This window comes from Bradyrhizobium sp. CCBAU 21365 (genome assembly GCF_015291305.1).
In the GTDB taxonomy this organism is placed as follows: domain Bacteria; phylum Pseudomonadota; class Alphaproteobacteria; order Rhizobiales; family Xanthobacteraceae; genus Bradyrhizobium; species Bradyrhizobium elkanii.
In genome coordinates, this window is the sequence record NZ_CP030036.1 from 8,719,070 (window position 1) to 8,742,298 (window position 23,229).

Consider the following 23,229-nt stretch of genomic DNA (forward strand, 5'->3'; position numbering starts at 1 on the left):
ACCGCGGATGCGGCTCCAGGTCTTGATCAGGCGGGCGCGGCCTAGCGGCCGGGTGCCCTCAACTCCGGGTAGGCAAACTCGCCCCTGTCGAGGATATGGACATCGTCGAGCCAGAGGCTGCAGCCGCGAAGTGGGATGTCGAGATGACACGGCGTGTCGTTCGTGCCGCCAAGCTCGGTATTCGGCCCCGTCGAGAACAGAACGTTTCCATAAAAGGAAAGCGCGTTCATGATATGCTCCGACGCGAGCTGCTGAGATGCAGCTATGTGGTGCCAGTCGGCGCGCTCATTTGATCCCCACCCGATATGCGAGATTGCCCATCCGCGCCGATCGCCGAAACTGTCGATATAGTTCTTGATGAGCGTTGCGTCGGTCCCCTCGCCCTTGAGGTCGACAATGTAGCCGTCCTTGATGGTCAGCGTGACCGGAGACTGAATATAGCGCTTGAATGCGCAGAGAATGTCGCCTGGCATCAGAACGACAGTTCCGTTGACGTCACCATCCGTGGCTTGCGTGAAAGCAAATCCTGACGGGAAATGATCCCAGCGGCCCGGTTCATCGGTGTATCCGTACTCGGAAATGACCGGATACTGCTTTAAGCCGTAGGTCACATCCGTTCCGCCCGGCGACGTGATGCGCATGGTTCTGGCTGACTGCAGGAGCGTTCGTGAGAGCTCGGTCCGCCGGCGGAGATCCTCAGTCGGGAACATCTTCTTGAGAATGTGGAACGGCTCCATGACGCGCAGAATGCGCGTGCCCGCCTCCTGAATCTCGAGCTGCTCGCGCGAGAACAGCAGGCCCAGAAGATCAATCACCATATCCACGCGCTTGAGCGTGTCGATTGCCGGCTGGTTGCCGCTCAACGCGTGCCTGCCCTGCTGGCCCGCAACCTTGCTCTGGCTGTACTTTGGAACATTGAGGTGGAAGGTTGTCGCGCCAAGGCTCCGCGCGGCCAGCATGAACGTCTGGGCATACTCCGACTGATCCTCGCCGCCGCTCAGGACAGCCACGACCTCGCCTTCCCTCACCTTGCAGAGTGCAAGTTCGGCCTTGAACAATTCCAGCATTTCAACATCGATGCGTTGCCGGGTCATCTTCAGTCATCTCCTTTGCCAGGCATGTATTCGCAGCGCTCCGACCGGTCCTTCGAGGGGTCAGGCGAGGACGTCGCTGACGATCGAAAGGAAGCCTTCCGTGTCGTCGATGTGCATTTGGTGACCTGCGCTCTCCAGTCGCTTGATCTCGATGGACGGCAATAGTCTTTGAATCTCTCTTTCATCTTCGGGGCGGATGACGTCGCCTTTGCCTGCAACGAGTAGCCAAGTACGGACGCTGAGGTTGGCGAGGTCATTGTGAATGTCATCGTGATGAAAGCCCTTGTGGCTTTCGACCAGGGCGCGTTCATCGCAGGTGTGCATCCACTCGGCTCTGGCGCGAATGTGCCTTTCGGGCCAGCGCGGCGCGGACGGACTTCGCAGCGCCGCGTCCGCTTCCCCAAGGCTTGCGCTATGAAGCAGCTTGAGAAGAGGCCCGATCGGACTTGGATAGGCGCGGCGTCCGGGTCCGGAGACCGGCGGATCGACCAGGATCAACTGTCTCATGGACGATGGCCGCCAGCGCGCGGCACGAATTCCGATCCGGGCGCCCATGGAGTGGCCGAGCAAGGTATATGCGCCTATTTCCAGCGCCTCGGCGAACGAAATCAAATCGGAGGCGCAGGCATCCAGCGAATAATTGAGATGCGGTCCGCTTTCGGAAAGGCCGCGCCCCCGGACATCGAGCACATAGACGTCGTATCCGACGCACAAGCGTTCCGCGATGAACGCCCATTGTGCCGCAGTCGTCGAGATGCCCGGAACGATGACGATGGCGGGCCCGGCTCCGCCGAACCGCAGGTAATGTTGGCGGATGCCGTTCGCACGCACATGAGCGCCGTAAAGCAGACCGGATACCGGGGCGACACTCATGTCGACCGATCCTTGGTACGTTCATCCGCCAGCGCGCGAAGCCGCTCGATGGCTGCCCGGGTCGGCATCACATCTGCGTACTTGCTGGCAATATCGAACAGGTTGACAGCGTGCGAAGTCGGCGAACGATCGTAGACGGCGTCGCTCGGCACGATCGATTTGAAATTCAGCGCGCACGCATCGACTACCGACGCCCGGACGCAGCCGCTGGTCGTGCAACCGGTCACCACCAGCGAATCGATTCCGGCCCCGACGAGATACGTCGTCAATGGGGTGCCGAAGAATGCGCTCGCCTGCGTCTTTGGCAGCAGCAGTTCCCCCGGCTCCGGAGCCACCTCGCGAACAAAGTCGTAGCCCTCGGGCGGAATCTGCATGATGGCTGGAATTTTTGCCGCGAATGACCCCTGGTCATGGCTGACCTTGCAGGCGACATGCGGAAATATCACCGGCCATCTTCTGCCGCGAAACAACCATATCAGATCGGAAATCTGCGCCATGGCCTGCCAACCAGCCTCACCGCAGCTGGTTGGATATTGCTTGATCGCCTCGCGGATCGGCATCGGCCGGTCACCGACCGAGCGGTACTGCACGTCAATCACCAGGAGCGCGGGCCGCTTGCCGAATCCAGCCGCGCCACCCAATCCTGCGATCGCATAGGTCTCGCGCTCTTCGAGCGGTATCACCCTGTCCCAGGGCTGCTCTTTGCCGATCATCCTTGTGCACCGGTGCTCGTGGGGAGAAATGTCAATGAAGAGGAACGGCGGTCGCGTCGTACTGGTAGATCCAGTCGTAACGAGCGGCGGTCGCTTCCGGCGCCCACTGCGTCCTGATGTAGTCTCCCGCCGTTTCGGCCCTGGAGAGCGCCGAGTTATGAAAGATCGGCAGCATCCCGGCAGCGGAGTTCACAACCCTGGTTGTGCGATCCAGGCGCAGGCTCTGATATGTCTGGAAAGCGCTCGCTGGATCGCCTGGGTGCTGCTCGAGGCACCGGGCGAGAACGGAGGCGTCCTCCAACGCCATGTTCACTCCTTGACCGAGATATGGCAGCATGGAGTGGCACGCATCTCCAAGAAGCGTGACCCGTCCTTGCGACCAACCAGCCAGCGTGGGCCGCACGAACAGGCCCCACTTGTGAAGGCTTTGTACATTGCTGACGAGCGCGATGATGTCGGGATGCCAGCCCACGAAGTCCTTCAAGCACTCCTCGACAGATCCTTTCTCCGACCAGGATTCCAGGAGCCAGTCGTTGCGATCGACCTGACCCGAGAACGTCATCAATTCCGTGTCCTGCCAGCGGACCGGATATGCCGTGACATGCGCGGTCGGCCCGATCCAGGTAGACACCACGGGCTCGCGCTGATGCGGCTCGAGGCGGTCGACCGGCACAAGACCACGCCAGGCGATTGCATTGGTGTACTGGCTCTCGATCTGGCCGATCAGCCCGGTACGAACCTTCGAATGGGAGCCGTCGGCGCCGATCAAGGCGCGACCTTCGATCTCACGGCCATCTGCGAACTGCGCCCGAACTCCCTCGTCGTTCTGGCTGAACCCGACAACATGGGCGTTCAGATGGATGGCGTCCGCCTTCAATCGCCGCACACCGTCGACAAGGATCTTAAGCAGGTGCGCGCGCAGCAGAAGATAGGGTTGGTTCCGGGCCGCGTCGGAGCTTTTGTTATAGAGGGACCACGTTTCACCCGTGTTCCAGAGCCGGATAGAACGTCGCTCTGCCGCGATGCAGTTCCGTTCGACTTCCTCGGTGAGGCCGAGGTCGCGAAGAACACGCACACCGTTCATGGAGACCCAAAGGCCGGCGCCTACCTCGCGCAACTCGGACGCCTGCTCGAAAACGTCGCAATCGATGCCGCGTCGAAGCAGCGATAGCGCCATCGCCAGACCGCCGATGCCAGCGCCTGCGATAAGGACACTCGTTCTTTTGACCTGATCAATACTCATGATATCTCCAGAAGGTAGCTGCGCTGTCTCGCGCGGATTCAAACGCCATCCTGCGAGGCCTGCTGGATCGCGAGGCTCTTCACCGCTTCGAAAATCTTGGTGTAACCGGTGCAGCGGCAAAGATTGCCGTGCAGGTAGTGCCGGATTTCCGCGTCTGTCGGGTGTGACGTGGTCTTCAAGAGCGCCGTGACCGCCATGATGAACCCGGGCGTGCAGAAGCCGCACTGCAGACCGCCATGAAGCACGAACGCCTCCTGGATCCGGGATAGTCCGTCTGGCGGGGTCACACCCTCGATTGTGGTAACCTCGCGTCGATCCACATCGACGGCGAGCGTTGTGCAGCTCGAGACCGGCTCACCGTCGAGAAGGACCGTGCAAGCGCCGCATACTTCCATGTCGCAGGAACGTTTCGTTCCCTTCAGGCCCAAACGATCTCGGATAAGATCGATCAAGAGCACATAGGCCGGGATGTCGACGGCGATCGTCTTGCCGTTCAACGAGAACGAGATGGCCAATACCTGTGTCATTTCAACCAGCTCCCGCCGGCGATGATCGCCTCATCGGCGTTACGCAGAAGAAGCACGCCTGCAAGGTGACGCTTGTAATCGGCCCCGCCATGCCGATCCGCGTTGACTTCAAGCTGATCCAGCGCCGCGGGAAGAGTTGTCTCAATCGCCCGAAGGGCCTCTGCTACCGCTACGTTTCGGAGGGCATCTTCGACGGCCGTCAGAGGCTGTGGCCGCGAACCAAGCGCGCCGACCCGTACACGGGCGCTCCTGATCGTGCTCCCGCCGGCGTTCAGTGACCAGGCCATCGCGACGTTCACTGAGGGCCTCTCACCATGCTTGAACCGGCGATAAGTTACCGGTCCCGCGGGCCGCGGGAACACGATCACTCTCAGCAGCTCGTCAGGCTCGCGCACCGTTTCCATTTCGCTTCGGATGAAATCATCAGCGTGAATTTCACGCGTGCCCTTGGATCCCTCGAGCACCAGCCGTGCGTTGAGGGCGGCGAGCATCGTCGGCGGATCGGCGTGAGGCTCTCCGAAGCAGAGATTGCCGCCGATTGTTCCAACGTTCCGGACCCTGATGTTTGCGACCTCGGCGCAGAGCGACGCAAGCGCCGGCACGTGTTCGCGGATAACGGGGTCGCCGCTGATCTTCCTGTGCGTGCAGCGCGCGCCGATCTCGATCTCGTTCACGCCGTTGACGGCGATGCAATCGAGCCCGGGGATGCCCTTGATGTCGATGAGGCGGTCCGCACGGACGACGCGCATTTTCATCGCGAGCAGCAACTCGGTCCCGCCGGCGTAGAACATGCCGTCGCCAGAAACTCCGACGGCACGCACGGCGTCGGCGATCGTCGAAGGCCGCTCGAATTGGAAGGGTGACGGCAGCATGATCAGGCCGCGCCCAGCATTTCTTTGAGCCGCTTCTCGAATTCTTCGAAGTTCTGATCGACCCGGCGTTTGATGATGCCGAACCCCATGGTCGCAAGCCGGCCCTGCACGTCGACTTTCGCGTCCACGGCAAATGTGGATCCAGAACCGGCCTGCGTGACGGTCACGTCGAGGACAACCGCCAGCCGCGTTCCTGTGATCTTGTCGCGGCCCGTAGCGCGGGTGCGCACGTGAGACGGCTCGGTGATCGATTCAACGATGATGTCAGCCGGCACTTCGAGCTTGAAAGGACCGATCTTCTGCTTGACGGTTGCTTTGTAGGCTGCAAGCCGCTGGATTTCCTCGACGCTTTCGCACCCGGGAATGCAGCTCGATATGCGTGGAACGTCGAGCAGCGTGCTCCAAAGCTGCGCCGGGGTCGCCGGCACCGCCATTGACATGTTGAATTCCATGTTCAGTTCCTCTTCTGGAGTGCGCGCCACACTTTTTCGGGTGTCATTGGCAGATCGGTTATTCGGATGCCGTAGGCGGCGAACAGCGCGTTGGCGATCGCCGGTGCGACCGGCAGGATTGCTCCCTCGCCCATTCCTTTGGCGCCGCCAGGCCCGGGGCCGTCGCCGTTTTCGACAAGTATCGTGTCGAACGAGGGCGGCACGTCGGAGATCCGCGGTATCGAATAATCGATCGGCGTCGCGTTGACGGGTTGCCCGTCCTCGAACTCGAGCGCCTCGTGAAGCGCGTGACCGAGCCCCATGACAGCAGCCCCCTCATCCTGACCTTCCGCAGCGACGCGATTGATCACACGACCGACGTCGGCGGCGCTGGCGTACCGAGGCACACGGATCTCGCCGGTTTCCTCATCGACCACGATCTCTGCGAGACCCGCGGATGTCTCCCAGAACAGAGGTGACTCCGCCAGGGAGCCTTTCTTCGAACGGGGCGTGATGGCGCCGCGGCCGACGACTTCTCCCGAATCGACACCCAGGCTGCGGTGAAATATCTGATGGAAAGTGAGAACGTCTGGACCGGTCGAGACGCCTCCCTCGACGAGTGACAGGCCGGCGCGGGGAAGCTCCCAGACCTCGGCAACCATGTCGAGGATCTGATCGGCTGCGTCGAGAGCGGCGCTCTCGACAGAGAGGCCGACGACGACGGTCGAGCGGCTCGCACCGGTACCCCAGTCGTAAGGGGCGACCGCTGTATCCGGGCGCAGGACGGTGACCGCAGACACCCTCTGCTTCAATGTCTGCGCCGCGATTTGGGCCATCGTCGCGTGCGCACCCTGACCAACCTCGATGCTGGAGACCGAAACGAGAATCGACCCATCGATCTTGAGACGCACGATCGCGTTGCTGATCGGCGTATTCGCCGGATCGGTTGCGGCAAGCGCCAATCCATGCGCCTTTCGGTTGGAGGGTTTCGCTTCTGGCGCGAACGACCGCGTCACCCGGCCGATCAACTCGCTCATGTCCATGTCGAGCGCGCGCAGGTCGGGGCGGATGCGCTCACCACGGGAGGCCAGATTCAGCATGCGGAACTCGGTCGGGTCCATGCCGATTGCCGCAGCCACATTGTCCATGTGCGATTCCTTGGCCCAAACCGCCTGCGGGCCACCGATTGAGCGGAATGCCGCGCCAGGGACCGTGTTCGTGTGAACCGCACATGCTTCGAGCCGCATGTTCGGCACCACGTATGGTCCCATGATGCGATTTGCCGATTTCGTGGCGACTGCTGAGCCCGTATCTGAATACGCTCCGCCGTCGAGCAGAAGCCTGGCACTCTTCGCGAGGATCCGTCCGTCGGCATCGACCGCGGTTCGAATCGTGATGTCAGCGCCGAGCCTTCGGCAGGTGAGCATCGATTCCGCCATGGATTGAGCGACACGAACTGGGCGCCGCACCTTCCAGGATGCGGCGGCGACCAATGGTTCGATCTTGACGGATGCCTTGCCGCCGAATCCCCCGCCAACGAATGGGACGATCACGCGGACTTTGGCCAACGCCAGGCCAAACAGCCTGGACAGGACCTTCTGAACCGCGGTCGGCGTCTGCGCACCTGCCCAGACCGTCAGGGAGTCTCCCTGGAAGTCGGCGATGACCGTGTGCGGCTCCATCGCGAAATGCGAGATCGCCGGAAACGTGAAGTGGTCTTCGTGAATGTACGCCGCGACCGCCTCCGCAGCGTCAACATCTCCAACTTTGTTCCTGTAAGTGTGGAAGATGTTGCTGCCCGGTGTCGGCCTGGCGCCGCCCTTGAAGTAGAAGTCTTCGAGGTTTTCGTGACGCTCATGGATGAGCGGCGCATCCGCCATCATCGCTTCACGGATGGTCGTCGCATGAGGGAGTTCGTCGTACGCGATCTCGACGAGCTCCGCGGCAGCTTCGGCGATCTCGATGGTCTCAGCGATCACCACGGCGACCGGCTCGCCCACATACCGGACCCGGTCGATCGCTATGATGGGCCGGTCTCTGAGCACGACTCCCCAGCAACCGAACGAGGCGACGTCCTCGCCGACAAGTACGTCAACGACGCCGTCCACTGACCGGGCGACGCTCGCGTCAATCGACGAGATGCGCGCGTGAGTAGCCGGCGAACGAACCACAAAGCCGTGCAACATCCCCGGGATCACGAGGTCGGTAACGTATTCAGCCCGCCCCGTTACCTTCTCGATGAGGTCGGGTCGTACGGCACTCATGCTGTCATTCACCGACATGCTCGGATCCGGGGTGCGAGGTCGCCGCGATGGTCAGAAAGCCTGCGCGGCTCCTCCCAGGCGGCAATTCTCAACGCCTATCTCATTTATCACTTGTATGCAAGCGATACACTCGTATGCGAGTGATCTCTTCTGTCGCACCGGACGGATCACGCTCGCGGTCAGACGGCATGGATTCTTGGCGGCAACGAATGTAGACAAATGACCAACTCGGAACTTCCGAGGCCGAGCCATCCAGCTTTGTTCAAGCCGAGCCACGGCCAAGTGCCGCGAGAGGACGAAAATCGTGCAACCGAAAACCAGGACGGCTCCGACGGAGAAGCCGAAACAGGCCGTACAGCCTTACAGGTTGGACGATGCTCCAGGATTTCTGTTGCGCGTCGCGCTCCGGACCCACACATCGATCTTTGTCGCGAAAATGATCGAAGAACTGACCCCACCCCAATTCTCGACGCTGGCGAAACTGAGGGAAGTCGGATCATGTTCTCAAAATCACCTGGGACGACTGATCCACTATGATTCAGCAACGATCACCGGCGTCATCAATCGCCTCAAATCGCGCGGGCTGATCAAGAGCTCCAAGGATCCTTTGGATCCACGACGACGGCAGATCGAACTAACGGACAAAGGGAGGCGGACGGCGGACGCTGCGATCGAGACCATTGGCGAGATTTCCGGCGAGACATTCGCCCCCTTGACGAGGGAAGAATTTCGGACCCTGACCGAGATTCTCAAGAAAATCATACGCCGCTGAGCCCCACAGCGCTGAGCCGGCCGACAAGCTGATCCCGCAAACGCTTCAGCCGCCGCCGAGCAAAAAAAATGGCCCGGCACGAGCCGGGCCAAGTCCAGGGAGGAAGCGAAGGATGTGGATCCTTCGCAAACGCCGAACGCGGATCTCGATCGAAGACAGCCCAACGAACGATCTCAGCGACAGAACTATCCGGTATGCCGCCCGGCATTTTGTGCTGAAGAAGACGGAATTGCACTAGTTTCCAGCATTTTCGCGTGACAAGGCCGGGATGAGCCACATCGGTCCGCGCCATGCTGCATGAACCGGAGGCCAGTCGGTCGATAGCCGACGACGACCCGATCACAACAATCGATTGAGCCCATCACCGGGCATCTACCGAATGCCGGCTTCATCGCACGATCGATCGACGCCGTTCCCTGAGCGGCTATCCCGCGCGCCTGCGCAGGGCGCGGACGATTTTTGTCCTGAAGCGCGCGAGATCAAACAGCAATCTGGGTGCTCTCCTGATCGCAATCGCTTTACCCACGATCGCGAGCCGCAGAACGCGGACCAATCTAGCCAGGCCCAATTCCATGAATGCCTGCCGGACATGTGGCTGGTTGGCGATCGAAAGCATATTGTTCGCTACAACGATGGACGATCTGAGCTCTGGTTTCTTCTGCAGAACAAAGTCTCGGCACGCTGCCGCGAACTCCAGTTCCTGAGCGCTCAAGGATATGCAGAAGACAGTTCGATTATCCTCCGCCATATTCAATTGCCCCGAACGATCGCACGGCGCGGCCTTCCGTCTCTCGACCTCACAGCCTGCGCGGCCTGGCTTTCGCCTTCCAATCGGCAACACGTACGTGCCGACTTTCTGCGCAATGCTCCTTGGTAGCATTGGGGGTCGCGGCATTTTCTGGCGAAAACCCTTGCGGACAGCCGTGAAAGCGCGATCGGTGGAGCCGATTGACGCGGGAACGCGGCATTTTCTACCGTCCGGGCGGTGCCCGGTCACACCCCAAGACGCGTCTTGTCGCAGCAGCTTCCTCGTTGAGCCTTCCGGCTGCTTTCCCCATCGCGGAGCCCGGCGATGAGCAGCCGTGACAGTCACCAAGATTCTCGTTCCGGGAAGGGACGAGGCTAACCCGCAGGACCGGATTCTCGCGTTCTCGCATTACTTTTCGGTGACGAGCATTTCCCGGAGCGCTATCGTCACCCGGACTCCAGCCGCGCCCTTATCTCCGCCTCCTGAATTGCGGGAGCCGTAGCCAATAACGAGCGAATTCGATGAGCATGTTATCCACGTCCGAAATGGATCCTGGCTTTGCTAGAATGAATTTGCCCGAGCTTCGGATCAACTACGATCCGATTGATCCGGATCAGTTCGATCGGCCGATCACCTCATTCTGCATCGAAACCGGTGAAGACAACGACGAGCTTCCGCTCCACTCACACAAGAAAGGGCAACTCGTTGTCGCTTCACATGGATCGGTGATGTGTCGTGCCCCCGGCGGACTATGGATCGTTCCGCCACAGGGTGCCGTGTGGATACCGGCCGGCGTCATGCACAGCAATTGCGTCTCGAACAATGGCAAGGTCTACGTCGTCTTCATCGATCCGCAGGCGAGTACGCTTCCGAGCACATGCTGCACATTCACGATATCATCGCTCGTCCGTGAACTGATCCATCGGCTCTCCGTTTTTCCTCCCCTGTATCCGGTCGACGGGCCGACCAGCCGGCTCGGACGCGTGCTGCTTGACGAATTGGTGCAGATGTCCACCGAACAGATGTACTTGCCCATCTCCACCGACAGCCGACTTCAGCATCTCGCGGCATCGCTGCTCAATGACCCCGGCGATCGCAGCACGATCGACGAACTAGCGACCAGATATGCGATGAGTGTCCGGACCTTCGCCCGCCTGGTGCTGAAGGAAACCGGGATGACGTTCGGACGCTGGCGACAGCGCCTTCACATCCTCGTCGCGCTGCAGAGGCTGTCTGCGGGATCTTCCGTTCAGGCCGTCTCGCTCGATCTGGGCTATGAGACCCCCAGCGCCTTCATAACCATGTTCAAGAAGGCAATGGGCAAGAGCCCGCGCCGCTTTCTTGCCGAGCGATCCAGTTTCGTAGGCCGTGAGCCCTTGGCTTGAAGACCTTCGCCCGGGAGCCCTGGCCCCAACATCGCCCGCTGGGGCCGCAGTTCGCGGCGTCTCCTATCGCGAGTTGAATGGGACGAGAGGGTATTGGAGCGCAGCTTCGGCGACCGACTGCGGCGCCACCACGCGAGGCTTCCCCTTCTGCCCTTGAAGGATGGTCACGTCGCTGCCCATATTCTGGCCATTGGCGTCGAACTTGATCTTGCCGCTGGACATCAGGATAGGCGTCATGTCCGTTCCTTTAAGCGCGGCGTGGATCGCAGCGGACTCGGAAGAACCGGCGCGGCTTACGGCGTCCGCAACAATCTGAACAGCTTCGAAGGCACACCCTGAATTCCCGTCGACCCAGTCATTTGGATAATCGGACGCAAATCGCTTCAAGATCGCCGCGGCGTCGGGCGCCTTCGGATTGTACCACAGGGTCGAGAGTATCGCGCCGTCACCGTACTTGCCCAACGCGTCATAGTACGCCTTGTCCTGCGCGCCATTCGAGTTGGGTGAGAAGATCATTTTGGGATTCCACCCCTGCTTGGTGCATTCCCGAATGATCATGATGGCATCGTTGACACGCGTGACGGAGACCAACGCGTCCGCGCCTGACGCTTTGGCTTTTGCAACCTCGACCGAGAGATCCTTGGCTCTTTCATCGTATGGAATATACTCGGCAATCCTGAGAGGCACTTCGACCTCCTTCCAGGCCTGATCGATGCTCGCCGCGGTCGACTGTCCCATCGTATTGTTGAGGTGCATGACGACGGCGCTTGTTGGAGCGTCCTTGATCGAGGACAGGATGGACTTCAGCTCCATGAGGGACTTCCTGACGATTGTCAGGGACGTCGGGTAATACCTGAACACCTCGGTGAATCCTTGAGAGGTCACCTGGGTCGCGCTCGCGATGTGAACGACCATAGGCACTTTTGCGGCTTCTGCGGCCTGAAGCGCGGAGATGGTTGCTCCGGAATCCCACGCGCCGATAAGTACCGTGCACCCCTGCCTGATCAGGTTCTCGGCGGCAATCCGTCCGTTTTCCGGCCGGCTTTGCGTGTCCGCATGGATGATTTGCAGCTCTATACCGAACTTCTCCTTTGCGAACTTCGCACCCACATCGATGCCGCGTACGCAAGCCTGCCCCGGAAACGCCAGGACGCCACTGCTCGGATTGATTGCGCCGACGCGGACCTTGGCCGGGGTGGCCGCTCTTGACCGCCACGATGCGAACCCGACGGCGGCGCCAATTCCGCTACCGATCAAGGACCGGCGGGTCAAACCGCTTTCGCTGTGCTTTCTCATGTAGTTCCCCCTTTGGTTGGCTGCAAGAATAATGATGCGGTCTGATAGCGCTCACTGAACGGTCAGGCGCTATCGCGCCAGGGACGTGTACTCGCGCCCCGGCGCTTCACGAGATCCGCCGCCCGCGTGATTTGGCTCAGGGTCTGATTTCTGCCTTGACGAGGTTTTCTTCGCTCTCGTCATAAAGCGTATCGATTAGTGATCGATACCTCTCCATGATCTGCTTCCGACGCTTCTTCCGAGTCGGCGTCATCGTGCCGTTCTCGGGAGAAAGCTCTTCCGGCAATATCCGGAACGCCTTGATCTGCTCGGCCCTGGCGAGCCTGCCATTCGCCTTGCCGATCTCTGCTTCGATCATCCGCACCACGATTTCGGAGTTCGCCAGTTCCGAGTACCGATCGATCCGAAGACCGTGCGATCTGGCCCAATCCATCGTCGCGGTCGCGTTCACCTCGATCAGCGCGGTGAGGTACTTCTTTCCTTCACCAAGCACAGCCGCCTCAGAGATAAACGGGCTGCGCCTGAGCTCGTTTTCGATCTGCGTCGGGCTGATGGATTTTCCATTGGAAGTGTTGATGATCTCCTTTTTTCGATCGACCAGCCTGAAGAGGCCGGTCGAATCGACATCCACGATGTCCCCGGTGTAGAGCCAGCCATCGCGCAGAGCGGATTTGGTCTCTTCCGGCTTATTCCAGTAACCGACAAAGAGTCCGGGTCCCCTGACAATCATTTCCCCGTCTTCGAGAACAGCGGTCTCCCAAGCCGGATCCCGCAGAGGTACGCCCACGGTGCCGGCTTCCGGCCATTCCGCCATCTGCACTAAGTTGGCGCCAACCAGCTCTGTCTGTCCGTAACATTCCTTCAGCTGCAATCCCCATAGCTGCCACAGCGACATCAGCTCGGGAGGCATCGCCGCGGACGAGGTGTATGTAACCGTGAGTTCCTCGAACCCGACCTCACAAAGCAGCGGACGGAAAACCTGTTGCTGGCACACGGCAAAGAGGCCGGAAATGAACGGTTCCGGCACGCCTCCGGCCTGACGATCATCAAGGGCCTTGCGGGCGATGGTCATCGCGAGCTGATAGTCCTGCTTCTGCTTCTCGGACCCGGAGTGAACCTTGCTGAGGATCTGGGTAGCATACCGCTGGAAGAACCGCGGCGGAGCCATGAAGTAGGTCGGCTTCACTTCCTTGACCGTTTGAGCGAACTCTGCGCTGTTCTCGCCGAAATACGGCACCAGGCGGATGAGCAGAGGCAGTGTCGTTGCCTGTGCGCGTGCCACCGTGTGTGACATCGGCAGGTGCACGACGACACGGTGGACATCGGAGCGCAACTTCGACGTGAACAGGGTTACGCTGTGCGCGCCGGCGAGCAGCGACAGATGGGTCAGCATCGCTCCCTTCGGAAATCCCGTCGTTCCGGACGTGTACCCGATGCTGGTCAGGTCGCTCGCCTTTGCTTTCGCGACCTGCTCCTGCAGCAAGATGTCGGCGTCAACCGATGTTTCGCTCCAGAAATCATGAAGAGAGACGACGTTCGCCGGCCCGCCTGCCTTTTTCCAAGCGGGATCGAGCACAATGATTTTTTTCAGCTGGTCAGCATGGCCCGATGCAAGGACGGTACCGAGCTGAAGTTCACTCCCGACGAACATGAACGACGCTCCGGAGTCGCCGAGATAATAGCCGACCTCCTCCGCCGATGAGGTGAAGTAGACGCCGACCATGATGCCGCCGGCACAAATGATCGCCATGTCCGCAAGAAGCCATTCCTGGGACACATCCCCCATGATCGCCGCGCGATCGCCGCGTTCGAAACCAGCCTTTTGCAAAGTGGCCGCCAACTTGGCCACCTCGTCCGAATACTGCTTCCAGGTCGTGGCGATCCACTCACCGCGACGTTTTTGCTTGAAAGCGATCTCGTCAGAAAGCTCCACCCTCCGCCGGCTCAGGAGCTGCGGAATGGTCACGTCGGCGAGTTGGGCGCCCGACGCAAAACCCTCGGCGCTCACCTCAACGCTCCGCGAAGCGCTTGCGCTTTTCAGCGAAGGCGGCAACGGCATCGCGCCGTTCGGGCGCGGCAAAGGTGATCGTCTCGAGGGCGGTCGAGGTGTCAAGGAGCAGATGCGCGTACTGCTTGATAATCTTGTTCACGCAATACTTGGTCCAGATGATTGATTCTCTTGGGCCGCTCGCGAGCATCTCCGCGTACTCGATTGCAGCATCCTTGACGTCCCTGTTCGAAATCACCTCGTTGATCATGCCGATGGACGCGGCCTTTTCTGCGGAGATGAAGTCACCGGTCATCAGGTAGTGCTTCGCACGGACGGGTCCCATCAACAGGGGCCACATCACCGCGCCGCCATCGCCCGCGACCACACCTGCGGTAACATGCGTGTCGGCAAATCTCGCGGCCGGGCTCGCGAATATGACATCGCAGAACAAGGCGAGAGTTGCCCCGAGACCGACCGCGACGCCGTTGACCGCGGCGATGATGGGCGCCTCGACTTCCAGCATGTTCCGGATCAGATGGCGTCCGCCCCGGGTCGGCGACGGGATTGGACTCTTGTCGAGCGTTTTCTGATCGCCGCCCGAACAGAACCCCCGTCCCGCCCCCGTCAGAACGATCGCGCGGACCGCCTTGTCCTCGTCCAGCTCGACGAAGACGCGCTCGAGCTCGCTGTGCATATCCCAATTGATCGCATTGAGGATCTCCGGCCGGTTCATCGTGACAATGGCGACACCGCTCGGCCGCTTCTCGACGATCAGATATTTATAGTTCTGCTTCGACATGGCTATCTTCCGTTTGTTCCGGTTGGCTTACTTTTGCGGTCGCATGGCGCGGATCTGTCCGAGAATATCTTCCGTAGGCCGGACGACATTTTTTCTGTCGTTGAAGTGGGGGATCACATACCGGCCACACATGTCGATCGCTTCCATGATTTTCTCGTGATTGACGGAGTCGAGATGGAGAAGCACCTCGTCTACGCCCATCGCCTGGAACTTCTCGATCTGACGAATGACAGTGTCCGGGCTTCCGCAGACCGTTGTCGCGGAGTGGTTGAGCAAGTAGTCCCAATCCTTTCCCGCTCGCTCCATGGCTGGCACGCTCTCGCTCATATACGCATAGTCGTCGGCAAGCTTCGCGAGACGGGGATAGGCGTCCGTTGAAATCCTCGCATAGTGCATGAGGGGCTCGGCGTAATCGTCCTTCGCTTTCTGATCGGTTGACCCGATGCCGAAGAAAAGTGGAATGCCGATGCGCGGCCGATCGAGCGGACCTTGTTCGTCACGCTTCCAGCCGCGACGGTAAGTGTTTAGAAGTTTTTCCTGGACCTCCCATCCCTGGTAGATGCAGTTGCTCATGACGGCGAGGCCTTCGGATCCGGCCCAGCTGTGGCTCCGCTCGCTGGTCGCAGCGATGCCGATCACCGGATGCGGCTTCTGTATCGGCTTCGGCACCAGCATCCGCGGCGGGATCTGATAGTACTTGCCCTCGAAGGTGAAGATATCTTCGCGCATCGATTTCTTCAGGAGCGCGATACCTTCCTCCATCTGAGCGAGCGTTTCGCCCGGATCAACGTTGAAGGCGCGCATGGCGATGGTCGTGTTGGCCCGGCCGGCGTAGAATTCCATGCGGCCATGCGACAGGATGTCGGTGACTGCCAATCGCTCCGCCGATCGCAAGGCATGATTGATCTTCTGGGGCATCAGCGTCACCGCTGACCTCAGCTTCACGCGCGACGTAACGGCTGCAAGGTACCCGTAGACGACCTCCGGCGCGGAGCTCGAGATACCGCCGAGTGCAACGTGTTGCTCGGAAAGCGCGACGCAGTCGAATCCGACCTTTTCCGCCAGACGCACCTCGTCCACGAGTTCATGGAGTCGGCGGGCATAGCTCTGCCCGACCTGGGTTTCTTGCTCCGACCAAAACCCGAACGTAAGTGCCATCTTCTGGATCCTCATGGAGTGTCAGATGGCGAAGCATTTCATGGGCGCGGCAACATTTTTGTTCGAATGCGCCCCGCAGTTACATGACTTTCCAAATTTTGTGCTGTGAGCAGTCGATGCTTGTCCCTTTCGCAGCCAACGCCGCTGAGCGTGGCTCGACAACCATTCTCGGCGTTCATCTGCGGAGGAGCACGAGAGATTCAGACAACGTTGCTTTGGCTTCCAAACGAGACAGCCAGAAGATCTGCTATCGCCGCGAGACATCGCTCGCCGATCCGGGCTGTCGAGCCGAACGGGTTGCCGATGATGCCGTTGGCGGTGACGGACTTGATGCCGTTTCTCCACATTGCCTGAAGCTGCTCCTCGGATAGCGCGCCGAGATGCCCGACCTCGAACCGATCGAGCCGAACGTTGTCGGGGCGGAGCAACATCATGAGCGAGGTCTCCGCGATATCGGCATGTCCTCCAACCGCATTCGGGTCACCACCCGCTTGCTCGACGGCGCTTCGCCATGCCTCGATCCAGGCGACTGCATCGCAGTACGCGTCGATCTCGACGTCTGCCGGAACGGCGCTCCTCAGCCGGGGAAGCATGTCCTGGAGCGCGGGAAAATTCCCGATGTGGCCTGAGAACAGCAGAATGCGCCTGAAGCCGTGCCTCGCAAGGCTTGTGCAATAATCCAGGCAGATCGATTCGAACGTCTCCGGGCGGATGGAGATCGTCCCCGGGAAGACCAGATGGTGGGCTGAACAGCCGACCTTGATGGTGGGCGCGATCAGGGTGCGTCCCAGATGCCGCGCCAGCCTCGCCGCGATGGCGTCTGCATGATCCGCATCCATGCAGAGCGGAAGGTGCGGTCCATGTTGCTCCACAGCTCCGCACGGTATCAGGACGGTCGATACCCCCGCAGCAAGGGCGACCGATACCTGTTCGAAGCTCATCAGTTCAAGACGGAGCTCGTCAGGCAATGCCGGTGCGGTCATTCACGCTTTCCTTGGCTGTTTCGACAGGAAGCGCGAACGCGCCTGTGCCGAACTATCGTCTACCAGATAGGCCGCAAGATCCTCGATCGTCACCGCCTCGAGCGCAGCATCGTCCATTTGGCCCGTCAGGTTCAGCGAACGCTTGATCGCCGCAAACAGCTTGCGCTCCTTTCCACGAAGATACCTGCATACCTCCCCGGCCCTCACCATCACTTCCGCGGTGCTTGCGATCTCGTTGATCGCCCCAATTTGGCGTGCCCTTTGGGCGTCGGTCAAGTCGCCCCAGTAGAGCAATGCCTGCGCCTCACGAAGCCCAAGCTTCTGAACTGCCTTCCGGATTCCCTTGGCTGCAGGCAACAGGCCGTGGTTGATTTCCGGGAACCCGACCTTGCATTCATGGTTCGCTACGACGTAGTCGGCGTGAAGAAGAAACTCCAAGGCCCCGCCGACGGCGTATCCACGCACGGCACACACGAAGGGCCCGGGGTATCTCTCCATCTCGCAAAGAAGCGCATGGAAGCTCCTCATCCGAGGCCGTGATATTTCAATGCCGCCGACCTCCTTTATGTCTCCGCCCGCGCTGAAGAAGCGCTCGCCCTGGCCGGTCAGGACAATGCCCGGCGGCGACGCCTCGCGAGACAATGCGCGAAACGTGTCCAGCAGCTGGCCAACAAGGGCGTTATTCAATGCGTTTGCCGGCGGCCTGTTCAGGGTCATGGTGACCACATCGCAGTCGCGTTCGATCAGAAGGGCGTCATCGGCTTCCATAAAAACAGCCTAAGCGAGGCCTTATGGAATTGATTGCGGTACACCCTTTCCCCGACGCCGCTGCTCGACACAAATGGTCGTGCCCGGGCTATTTCGCGGCATCTTCTGCCGCGATCGCTCGGCCGCCTTTTCGGATGACGGGCTAGTCCCGCCATTGAGGACCGTTACAATCCAAGATAAGCGCGCTGAATCTCGGGATTGTCCAGCAACTCGTCGCTGGATCCGTGGAGCACGATTGAGCCGTTCTCCAGAACGTAGCCGCGATTGGCCAACGCAAGCGATTTCGCCACATTCTGCTCTACCAGCAAGACCGTGGCTCCCTGCTCGTGCAGGGACTTCACCACACGAAACATGACGTCCGTCAGCGCGGGCGACAACCCGATGGAAGGCTCGTCAAACATGACGACCTCGGGCTTCGACATGATTGCACGGCCGATAGCCAGCATCTGCTGCTCGCCGCCCGATAGCGTGCCGGCCAATTGCCCCCGGCGCTCACGAAGCTTCTCAAACAATTGATAAACGAAATCGAGCGTTTCGGACTGCCCGGCCTTCGCGCGCTTCAGCGCCCCTCCGAGCAACAGGTTTTCTTCCACAGAAAGACTTCCGAAGATCTGTCGACCTTCCGCGACCTGGGCAATGCCGCGCTCGCAGATCTCCCACGGCGGCATCCCGGTGATATCAACACCGTTCATCTTGATGACACCGCTCGACGACCGAACGATGCCCGAGATAGATCTGATGAGTGAGGTCTTCCCTGCGCCGTTCGCGCCAACGACGCAGATCAATTCGCCTTTATGAATCTGCAGGGAGACGCCGTTCAATGCGCAGGATCCATCGTACGCGACACAAAGTCCATCGATCGTCAGAAGCGCACCACTAAGCATGGAAGCCTGCCCCCAGGTAGCTCTCGAGGACTTTCGGATCTGCAACCACCTCTCCGGGAGGTCCCTCTGCGATCTTGGCGCCGTGATGCAGCACCACCACACGCGAGGCCACTTCCATCACGATGCGCATCACGTGCTCGACAAGGAGGATCGTCAATCCACCTTCGGCAAGCTTCTGCAGTACGCCTACAATACCCGCAGCTTCAGTCGGTCTCAGACCCGCCATAACCTCGTCCAGCAACAGCAATTTGGGCCGGGTCGACAGCGCCTTGGCCGTTTCCAGCATTTTCCGGTCCGGTAGCGTTAATTGATCCGTCCTCGCGTGGGCCTTGGCGGCCAGACCAACGCTTTCAAGAGACTCGTACGCCTTCGATCTGGCCTCGCTTACGTTTCTGGTCCAGCTGAAGGCTCCGATCATGGCATTCTCAAGCACCGACATCTCACGCATCGGCCGCACGATCTGAAATGTTCGCGCGATGCCCATCCTGCAAACAGTCTCGGGTGGCGAATTGTCGATTTGGCGGCCTTCGAACAGCACCCGGCCGCTGGTCGGCTTCAGGGCACCAGCGACCAGGTTGAAGCATGTCGTCTTTCCCGCTCCATTCGGTCCAATCAGCGCTGTGATCCGCCCGGCTCGAAGTGAGAAGCTTACATCCTTCACCGCGACCAAGCCTCCGAACGATCGGGACAGGTTCTCGACCTCGAGCAGAGTTGTCATTCTTCGACCTTTCGGGACTGCCACAGCCATGCCGTGGGTGGCGCCTGGATAGCTTTGCAAAGGCGCACAATCGCCGGCCAGATGCCGTCTGGCAGGAACCAGACGACCGAGATCAGGACAACACCGTAGGTAATATTGTTCAGTCCCGGGATCCGAAGACTGTCGCCGAGCGCGCTCATCAAGTGATTGAGCGGAATCGCGGCGAGCGACCCGACCAGCGGACCGAACGTGGTCCCCAGCCCCCCGACCACGGGCCCTATCAGGACGTCTACCGATAGCCCCATCCCCATGATCGAGTCCGGGAATATCGACCCTTGAACGAGCGCCAGAACTCCACCGCCCGCGGCAGCCGTTGCGGCCGATATCGAGATCACGAGAATCTTGTGCTGGAAGGTCCGGACGCCGAGTGCGCGTGCGGCCGATTCGTCGTCGCGCATCGCCCGCCATACGTATCCGAGGTAGGATCGTGAAATAAATTCGGTTCCGATTATTCCCAACGCCGCCAGTGCAAGCGCGACGAAGTAGTAGAAGCGGGCATCGCCGCGAAGCATGGAGATCTCAATCCCGCCTGTTGGCGCAGGAAAGAACAATCCCTGCATTGCGCCCACGAACTCCCAGCCACTGAACATGATCCTGGCGAACTCGGCGGCGGCAATCGTGAGCAGCGCGAAATAGATACCGCGAACCTCGAACCGAAAGCTCAACCAGGCGATCGACGCGCCAACGGATCCGGCGAGGATCATTCCGGTCAAGAGCCCGACCCAAGGCGAAATGCCGTACTTTACGTAGAGGACACCGACGGAATAGGCTCCCAGCCCGACAAAGAGGGCGTGACCGATCGATAGCTGCCCGCCGATCCCAAGCATCAGGTTCCAGGACTGTCCGAGGAAGGTGAACAACAATACGATCGTCATCAGCGAGATGACGTACGGGTTTGCCAGCATCCCGACCAATCCCAGGACAGCGAAGACCGTTATTCCGGCAAGCCACCGTGTCCTTTCCAGCCCACGGTCAAATTTCTTTTGCACCAAAAAACCCCCTCGGACGGAAAACCAGGATGATGATCAGGAGCGCGTAAGGAAGCGCCGTCTTCATCGAAGGCGTGAACATCAACGCCGCGATTGCCTCGGCGACGCCGATCACCAGACCTCCGAGGAGTGCTCCGCCAAAGCTGCCGAGCCCGCCCACGATGACCGTCACGAAAGCAAGGAGAGTGAAATCGACGGCGAGATATGGTTGAGCGTCGAACAGGGGAGATATCAGGGCGCCGGCGACCCCTGCGCAAGCTGCCCCGATGCCAAAGGTAACGGCATAGACTCGTGGAATGTTCAGTCCAACGATGAGGCCGCCCAAACGATTGTCCGCCGCCGCCCGCAGCGAGCGGCCGAACGAGGAGAACTTCAGATACGCTCCAAGCAGAGCTATAAGCAGCCCGGCGGTCGCTGCCGCCTGCAATCTCGCCAAGTCGAGCGTCACAAGGCCGAGAGATACGGTCTGAAACGACAGCTGCGAAGCAGTGGGACGCGGATCCGGCCCGAACACGACCAACAGGGCTCCGCTAAAGAGCAACGACAGGCCGATGAAAACAATGAACTGATAGTGATGCGGCCGGTTCACGAACCGCTTCACGATCAGCGCTTCTAACAGATATCCGAAGACGAACATCACGACCGCGGCGATTGCTGCCGCCACGATGATTGGGACGTTCCACAGCCGAACCGTCCAATAGCCGATGTAGACACCGAACACGACCATCTCGCCGTGCGCAAAATTTACGACGCGCATGACGCCGAATATGATGGTCAGGCCTAATGCAACGAGGCCGTAAACGAGACCGAGCAGAATGCCGCTCGCAAGAACATTTAGCCAGAGCGAGAGCATCAGCAAGCACTGGCCAGCGCGAGCGAATGCCGGGTATTGGACACCGCAACACTCAGTAAGGCTGCCACCCGCAGCTGGCCGCGCTCGGATAGGATCGAGACCACCCCAGCGTTGAATTCCCACCTGATCTGGTCAGCGAACATGATCCCCCGCATTGGCATTTCTCCTGCGTTTGTGACAGATATCCTCTTGGCCGCCGGACGCTATGACCTGAGCCTTTGCTTCGCATTCTCGGTCGGCGTCCGGGCGCTATTCTCACTGAGTGCGACACTCATTCGGCAGCCCATGCGCGGGACCTTCTAACGCTTCGGTACGGTGAATTCGCCGTTTACGTAGACAAGCGGCTCGCGATCGAGGTTGGTTGTTTGGGCAACAACTTCGCCGACGAAGATCGTATGGCTGCCGGCATCGTACGAACCGGACACGCGACAGTCGAAGCTGCAAATTGCCTCGATGAGACTCGGCGCACCTGTCGTGAGTTGACGCCACAAACCGTCAGCAAAGCGTATGTCGCCCTTGCTTCCGTCCTGCCCGGCAAACTTCTTTGCCAGCTCGGCGTGATCCGCCGTGAGAATGTTCCAGCAGAATGATCCGCTCTGCTTTATTGTGTCGTGGCCACCGGCGGACTTGTTGACGCAAACGAGCACGCTCGATGGTTCGGTTGACAATGAGCACCCGGCCGTCAACGTCAAACCGTGCCTGCCCGGTCGCACGCCCGTCGTCACGATAGACACCGCGCCGGGCACGTTGCGCATTGCGCTCCGGAATTCCGCGCTGCTGAACACCGGGGATGGTTGGTTTGGCATCGGTGACACTCGGAAGTTCATGGTGATGGGTTCCCGCAAATACTCGAACCGAGTTGTCCGGAGTCGGCTAGCCGCCCTGCTTGTTCGACGCTTGAAAGAGCTGGATCGTGTTGTTTTGCGGATCCTTCAAGCAAGCCACACGGCCATGCGCCCCCATGTCCCGCATTTCGCCGAAAATCTCGGCTCCCAGGGCGCGGGCCCGATCGAGCGTCAGCTCCAGATCATCCACTTCAAATACGACGACCGCGTTCCGAGCCCCTTCGGAGGCCGACTCTCCGGGGCCTGCGATGCAGAAGGCGGCCTTCTCTCCGGCGAATTGAATCCATTTGGCGCCGTCGGCGAAGCGGATCGTCAGTCCAAGCGCTTCATAGAAGCCGGCTAACGCTTCAGGTTCCTGGGCGGTAAGATAGATGTGCTTGAGCTTCATCTCTTGCTTTCGATTCCGAGCGCACCATCAATCCGTGACCTCCGGCCACGCTTGTCCGATGATCTTTGCGCCGCGCGGTCGGCATTAATGTTCGAAGTTTTCACCGCGCGCATCGCCCATCAGCATATTATGCTGCAGGCTATCGGGGCCGGCTTGTTAAATTTTCAGCGCATGCGACGACGAGAGACGATTCATTGCGTCATCTTCCCGACAGAGCCTTCGGGCGCGTATCATCGCTTGCGCCGGCTGCGATTTTCCTGGCGCTCTCCTTTGATCATCCATGTCAACCCGCCGCTGGTGAGCGCTTGCGCAGCTCGCGAGTTATCCGATGACCGAATTTTCCTTTATTGGACCCTGCCGGCGCATTCGCGCATCTGCGAACAAGCTCGATTCTTGAGCCGTCGCATGTCGCATGAACAAGGCTTTCAGAATGCTCACTTCATCGTGCCGTGGAACTACGCACGCCTTGATGTGGTGGGAACTGAAAGCCAGATGCGGGCGCAAAATCGGTCAACCTTGATCGCCCGCAGCCCGTTGCATATGGGGCGATCGCCCTTTTCCCGCCTTGGGTTAGCCGACATATCCTTACGGTAGAAT

At 60.1% G+C, this 23,229-nt stretch carries 25 protein-coding genes; 4 read left to right on the forward strand and 21 right to left on the reverse strand.

The annotated features are described in order from the left end of the window. Positions 1 to 41: 41 nt before the first annotated feature. Genes XI02_RS41210 through XI02_RS41245 form a run of 8 tightly spaced genes read right to left on the reverse strand, consistent with a single transcriptional unit; the run spans position 42 to position 8,035 of the window. On the reverse strand, positions 42 to 1,094 hold the full coding sequence (locus XI02_RS41210; RefSeq protein WP_172646643.1) for a leucyl aminopeptidase: 1,053 nt from the start codon (positions 1,092 to 1,094) through the stop codon (positions 42 to 44). Positions 1,095 to 1,154: 60 nt separating this feature from the next. Further along, positions 1,155 to 1,967: an alpha/beta fold hydrolase gene (locus tag XI02_RS41215; RefSeq protein WP_172646642.1), complete on the reverse strand. Its 813-nt coding sequence runs from the start codon at positions 1,965 to 1,967 to the stop codon at positions 1,155 to 1,157. Next, a complete protein-coding gene (locus tag XI02_RS41220) occupies positions 1,964 to 2,680 on the reverse strand; it encodes an isochorismatase family protein (RefSeq protein WP_172646641.1) in 717 nt (238 codons plus the stop codon). Before XI02_RS41220 ends, XI02_RS41215 begins: the two co-directional genes overlap by 4 nt. A gap of 31 nt (positions 2,681 to 2,711) precedes the next feature. Then, on the reverse strand, positions 2,712 to 3,923 hold the full coding sequence (locus XI02_RS41225) for an FAD-dependent monooxygenase (RefSeq protein WP_172646640.1): 1,212 nt from the start codon (positions 3,921 to 3,923) through the stop codon (positions 2,712 to 2,714). A 38-nt stretch (positions 3,924 to 3,961) separates the two neighbouring features. Continuing rightward, positions 3,962 to 4,450, reverse strand: coding sequence for a (2Fe-2S)-binding protein (locus tag XI02_RS41230; RefSeq protein ID WP_172646639.1), 489 nt, complete (start codon positions 4,448 to 4,450; stop codon positions 3,962 to 3,964). Continuing rightward, complete coding sequence (locus tag XI02_RS41235) at positions 4,447 to 5,322, reverse strand: xanthine dehydrogenase family protein subunit M (RefSeq protein ID WP_172646638.1); 876 nt, start codon at positions 5,320 to 5,322, stop codon at positions 4,447 to 4,449. The genes XI02_RS41230 and XI02_RS41235 overlap by 4 nt, the downstream gene beginning before the upstream one ends. A gap of 2 nt (positions 5,323 to 5,324) precedes the next feature. Next, the gene (locus XI02_RS41240; RefSeq protein ID WP_137483550.1) at positions 5,325 to 5,774 is read right to left on the reverse strand and encodes a CoxG family protein; all 450 of its coding nucleotides are present in this window, start codon (positions 5,772 to 5,774) and stop codon (positions 5,325 to 5,327) included. A gap of 2 nt (positions 5,775 to 5,776) precedes the next feature. Further along, positions 5,777 to 8,035 (reverse strand): xanthine dehydrogenase family protein molybdopterin-binding subunit, encoded by a 2,259-nt coding sequence (locus XI02_RS41245; RefSeq protein ID WP_172646637.1) that lies wholly within the window; start codon positions 8,033 to 8,035, stop codon positions 5,777 to 5,779. 373 nt (positions 8,036 to 8,408) lie between these two features. On the opposite strand from XI02_RS41245, the gene XI02_RS41250 reads away from it, so the two are divergent. The 3 genes from XI02_RS41250 to XI02_RS41260 all read left to right on the forward strand — a co-directional run bounded on the left by XI02_RS41250 (position 8,409) and on the right by XI02_RS41260 (position 10,922). After that, on the forward strand, positions 8,409 to 8,789 hold the full coding sequence (locus tag XI02_RS41250; protein ID WP_233286007.1) for a MarR family winged helix-turn-helix transcriptional regulator: 381 nt from the start codon (positions 8,409 to 8,411) through the stop codon (positions 8,787 to 8,789). A gap of 379 nt (positions 8,790 to 9,168) precedes the next feature. Continuing rightward, entirely contained in the window at positions 9,169 to 9,666 is a 498-nt protein-coding gene (locus tag XI02_RS41255; protein ID WP_172646635.1) for a hypothetical protein, read from the forward strand. A 392-nt stretch (positions 9,667 to 10,058) separates the two neighbouring features. Beyond that, complete coding sequence (locus XI02_RS41260; RefSeq protein ID WP_240536805.1) at positions 10,059 to 10,922, forward strand: helix-turn-helix domain-containing protein; 864 nt, start codon at positions 10,059 to 10,061, stop codon at positions 10,920 to 10,922. A 63-nt stretch (positions 10,923 to 10,985) separates the two neighbouring features. Here the strand turns inward: XI02_RS41260 and XI02_RS41265 are convergent, their stop codons facing one another. The 13 genes from XI02_RS41265 to XI02_RS41320 all read right to left on the reverse strand — a co-directional run bounded on the left by XI02_RS41265 (position 10,986) and on the right by XI02_RS41320 (position 22,632). Further along, on the reverse strand, positions 10,986 to 12,218 hold the full coding sequence (locus XI02_RS41265) for an ABC transporter substrate-binding protein (RefSeq protein ID WP_172646634.1): 1,233 nt from the start codon (positions 12,216 to 12,218) through the stop codon (positions 10,986 to 10,988). 136 nt (positions 12,219 to 12,354) lie between these two features. Continuing rightward, complete coding sequence (locus XI02_RS41270) at positions 12,355 to 14,226, reverse strand: long-chain fatty acid--CoA ligase (RefSeq protein ID WP_172646633.1); 1,872 nt, start codon at positions 14,224 to 14,226, stop codon at positions 12,355 to 12,357. 1 nt (position 14,227) lies between these two features. Continuing rightward, positions 14,228 to 14,941 carry an enoyl-CoA hydratase/isomerase family protein gene (locus XI02_RS41275; RefSeq protein ID WP_244620905.1) on the reverse strand — a complete coding sequence of 238 codons (714 nt, stop codon included), beginning with the start codon at positions 14,939 to 14,941 and terminating at the stop codon, positions 14,228 to 14,230. Positions 14,942 to 15,034: 93 nt separating this feature from the next. After that, a complete protein-coding gene (locus tag XI02_RS41280) occupies positions 15,035 to 16,165 on the reverse strand; it encodes an LLM class flavin-dependent oxidoreductase (RefSeq protein ID WP_172646632.1) in 1,131 nt (376 codons plus the stop codon). A gap of 200 nt (positions 16,166 to 16,365) precedes the next feature. Continuing rightward, positions 16,366 to 17,148, reverse strand: coding sequence for a creatininase family protein (locus XI02_RS41285; RefSeq protein WP_026191901.1), 783 nt, complete (start codon positions 17,146 to 17,148; stop codon positions 16,366 to 16,368). Further along, positions 17,149 to 17,916, reverse strand: coding sequence for an enoyl-CoA hydratase/isomerase family protein (locus XI02_RS41290; RefSeq protein WP_172646631.1), 768 nt, complete (start codon positions 17,914 to 17,916; stop codon positions 17,149 to 17,151). It lies immediately after the preceding gene. A 164-nt stretch (positions 17,917 to 18,080) separates the two neighbouring features. Further along, the gene (locus XI02_RS41295) at positions 18,081 to 18,737 is read right to left on the reverse strand and encodes an ABC transporter ATP-binding protein (protein WP_240536804.1); all 657 of its coding nucleotides are present in this window, start codon (positions 18,735 to 18,737) and stop codon (positions 18,081 to 18,083) included. Between the two features lie 55 nt (positions 18,738 to 18,792). Then, positions 18,793 to 19,518, reverse strand: coding sequence for an ABC transporter ATP-binding protein (locus XI02_RS41300; RefSeq protein WP_018268995.1), 726 nt, complete (start codon positions 19,516 to 19,518; stop codon positions 18,793 to 18,795). After that, positions 19,515 to 20,462: a branched-chain amino acid ABC transporter permease gene (locus XI02_RS41305; RefSeq protein WP_172646630.1), complete on the reverse strand. Its 948-nt coding sequence runs from the start codon at positions 20,460 to 20,462 to the stop codon at positions 19,515 to 19,517. Before XI02_RS41305 ends, XI02_RS41300 begins: the two co-directional genes overlap by 4 nt. Before the next feature lie 67 nt (positions 20,463 to 20,529). Continuing rightward, positions 20,530 to 21,399, reverse strand: a complete 870-nt coding sequence (locus tag XI02_RS41310) for a branched-chain amino acid ABC transporter permease (protein WP_172649026.1) — start codon at positions 21,397 to 21,399, stop codon at positions 20,530 to 20,532. Continuing rightward, entirely contained in the window at positions 21,399 to 21,554 is a 156-nt protein-coding gene (locus XI02_RS44945; RefSeq protein ID WP_209944060.1) for a hypothetical protein, read from the reverse strand. Before XI02_RS44945 ends, XI02_RS41310 begins: the two co-directional genes overlap by 1 nt. Positions 21,555 to 21,698: 144 nt before the next feature. Then, the gene (locus XI02_RS41315) at positions 21,699 to 22,226 is read right to left on the reverse strand and encodes a flavin reductase family protein (RefSeq protein ID WP_246783601.1); all 528 of its coding nucleotides are present in this window, start codon (positions 22,224 to 22,226) and stop codon (positions 21,699 to 21,701) included. Positions 22,227 to 22,272: 46 nt separating this feature from the next. Then, positions 22,273 to 22,632, reverse strand: coding sequence for a VOC family protein (locus tag XI02_RS41320; protein ID WP_137483561.1), 360 nt, complete (start codon positions 22,630 to 22,632; stop codon positions 22,273 to 22,275). 87 nt (positions 22,633 to 22,719) lie between these two features. Here XI02_RS41320 and XI02_RS41325 point away from each other — a divergent pair, with 87 nt between their 5' ends. Next, positions 22,720 to 23,226, forward strand: a complete 507-nt coding sequence (locus XI02_RS41325; protein ID WP_172646629.1) for a hypothetical protein — start codon at positions 22,720 to 22,722, stop codon at positions 23,224 to 23,226. The last annotated feature ends 3 nt before the right edge of the window (positions 23,227 to 23,229 follow it).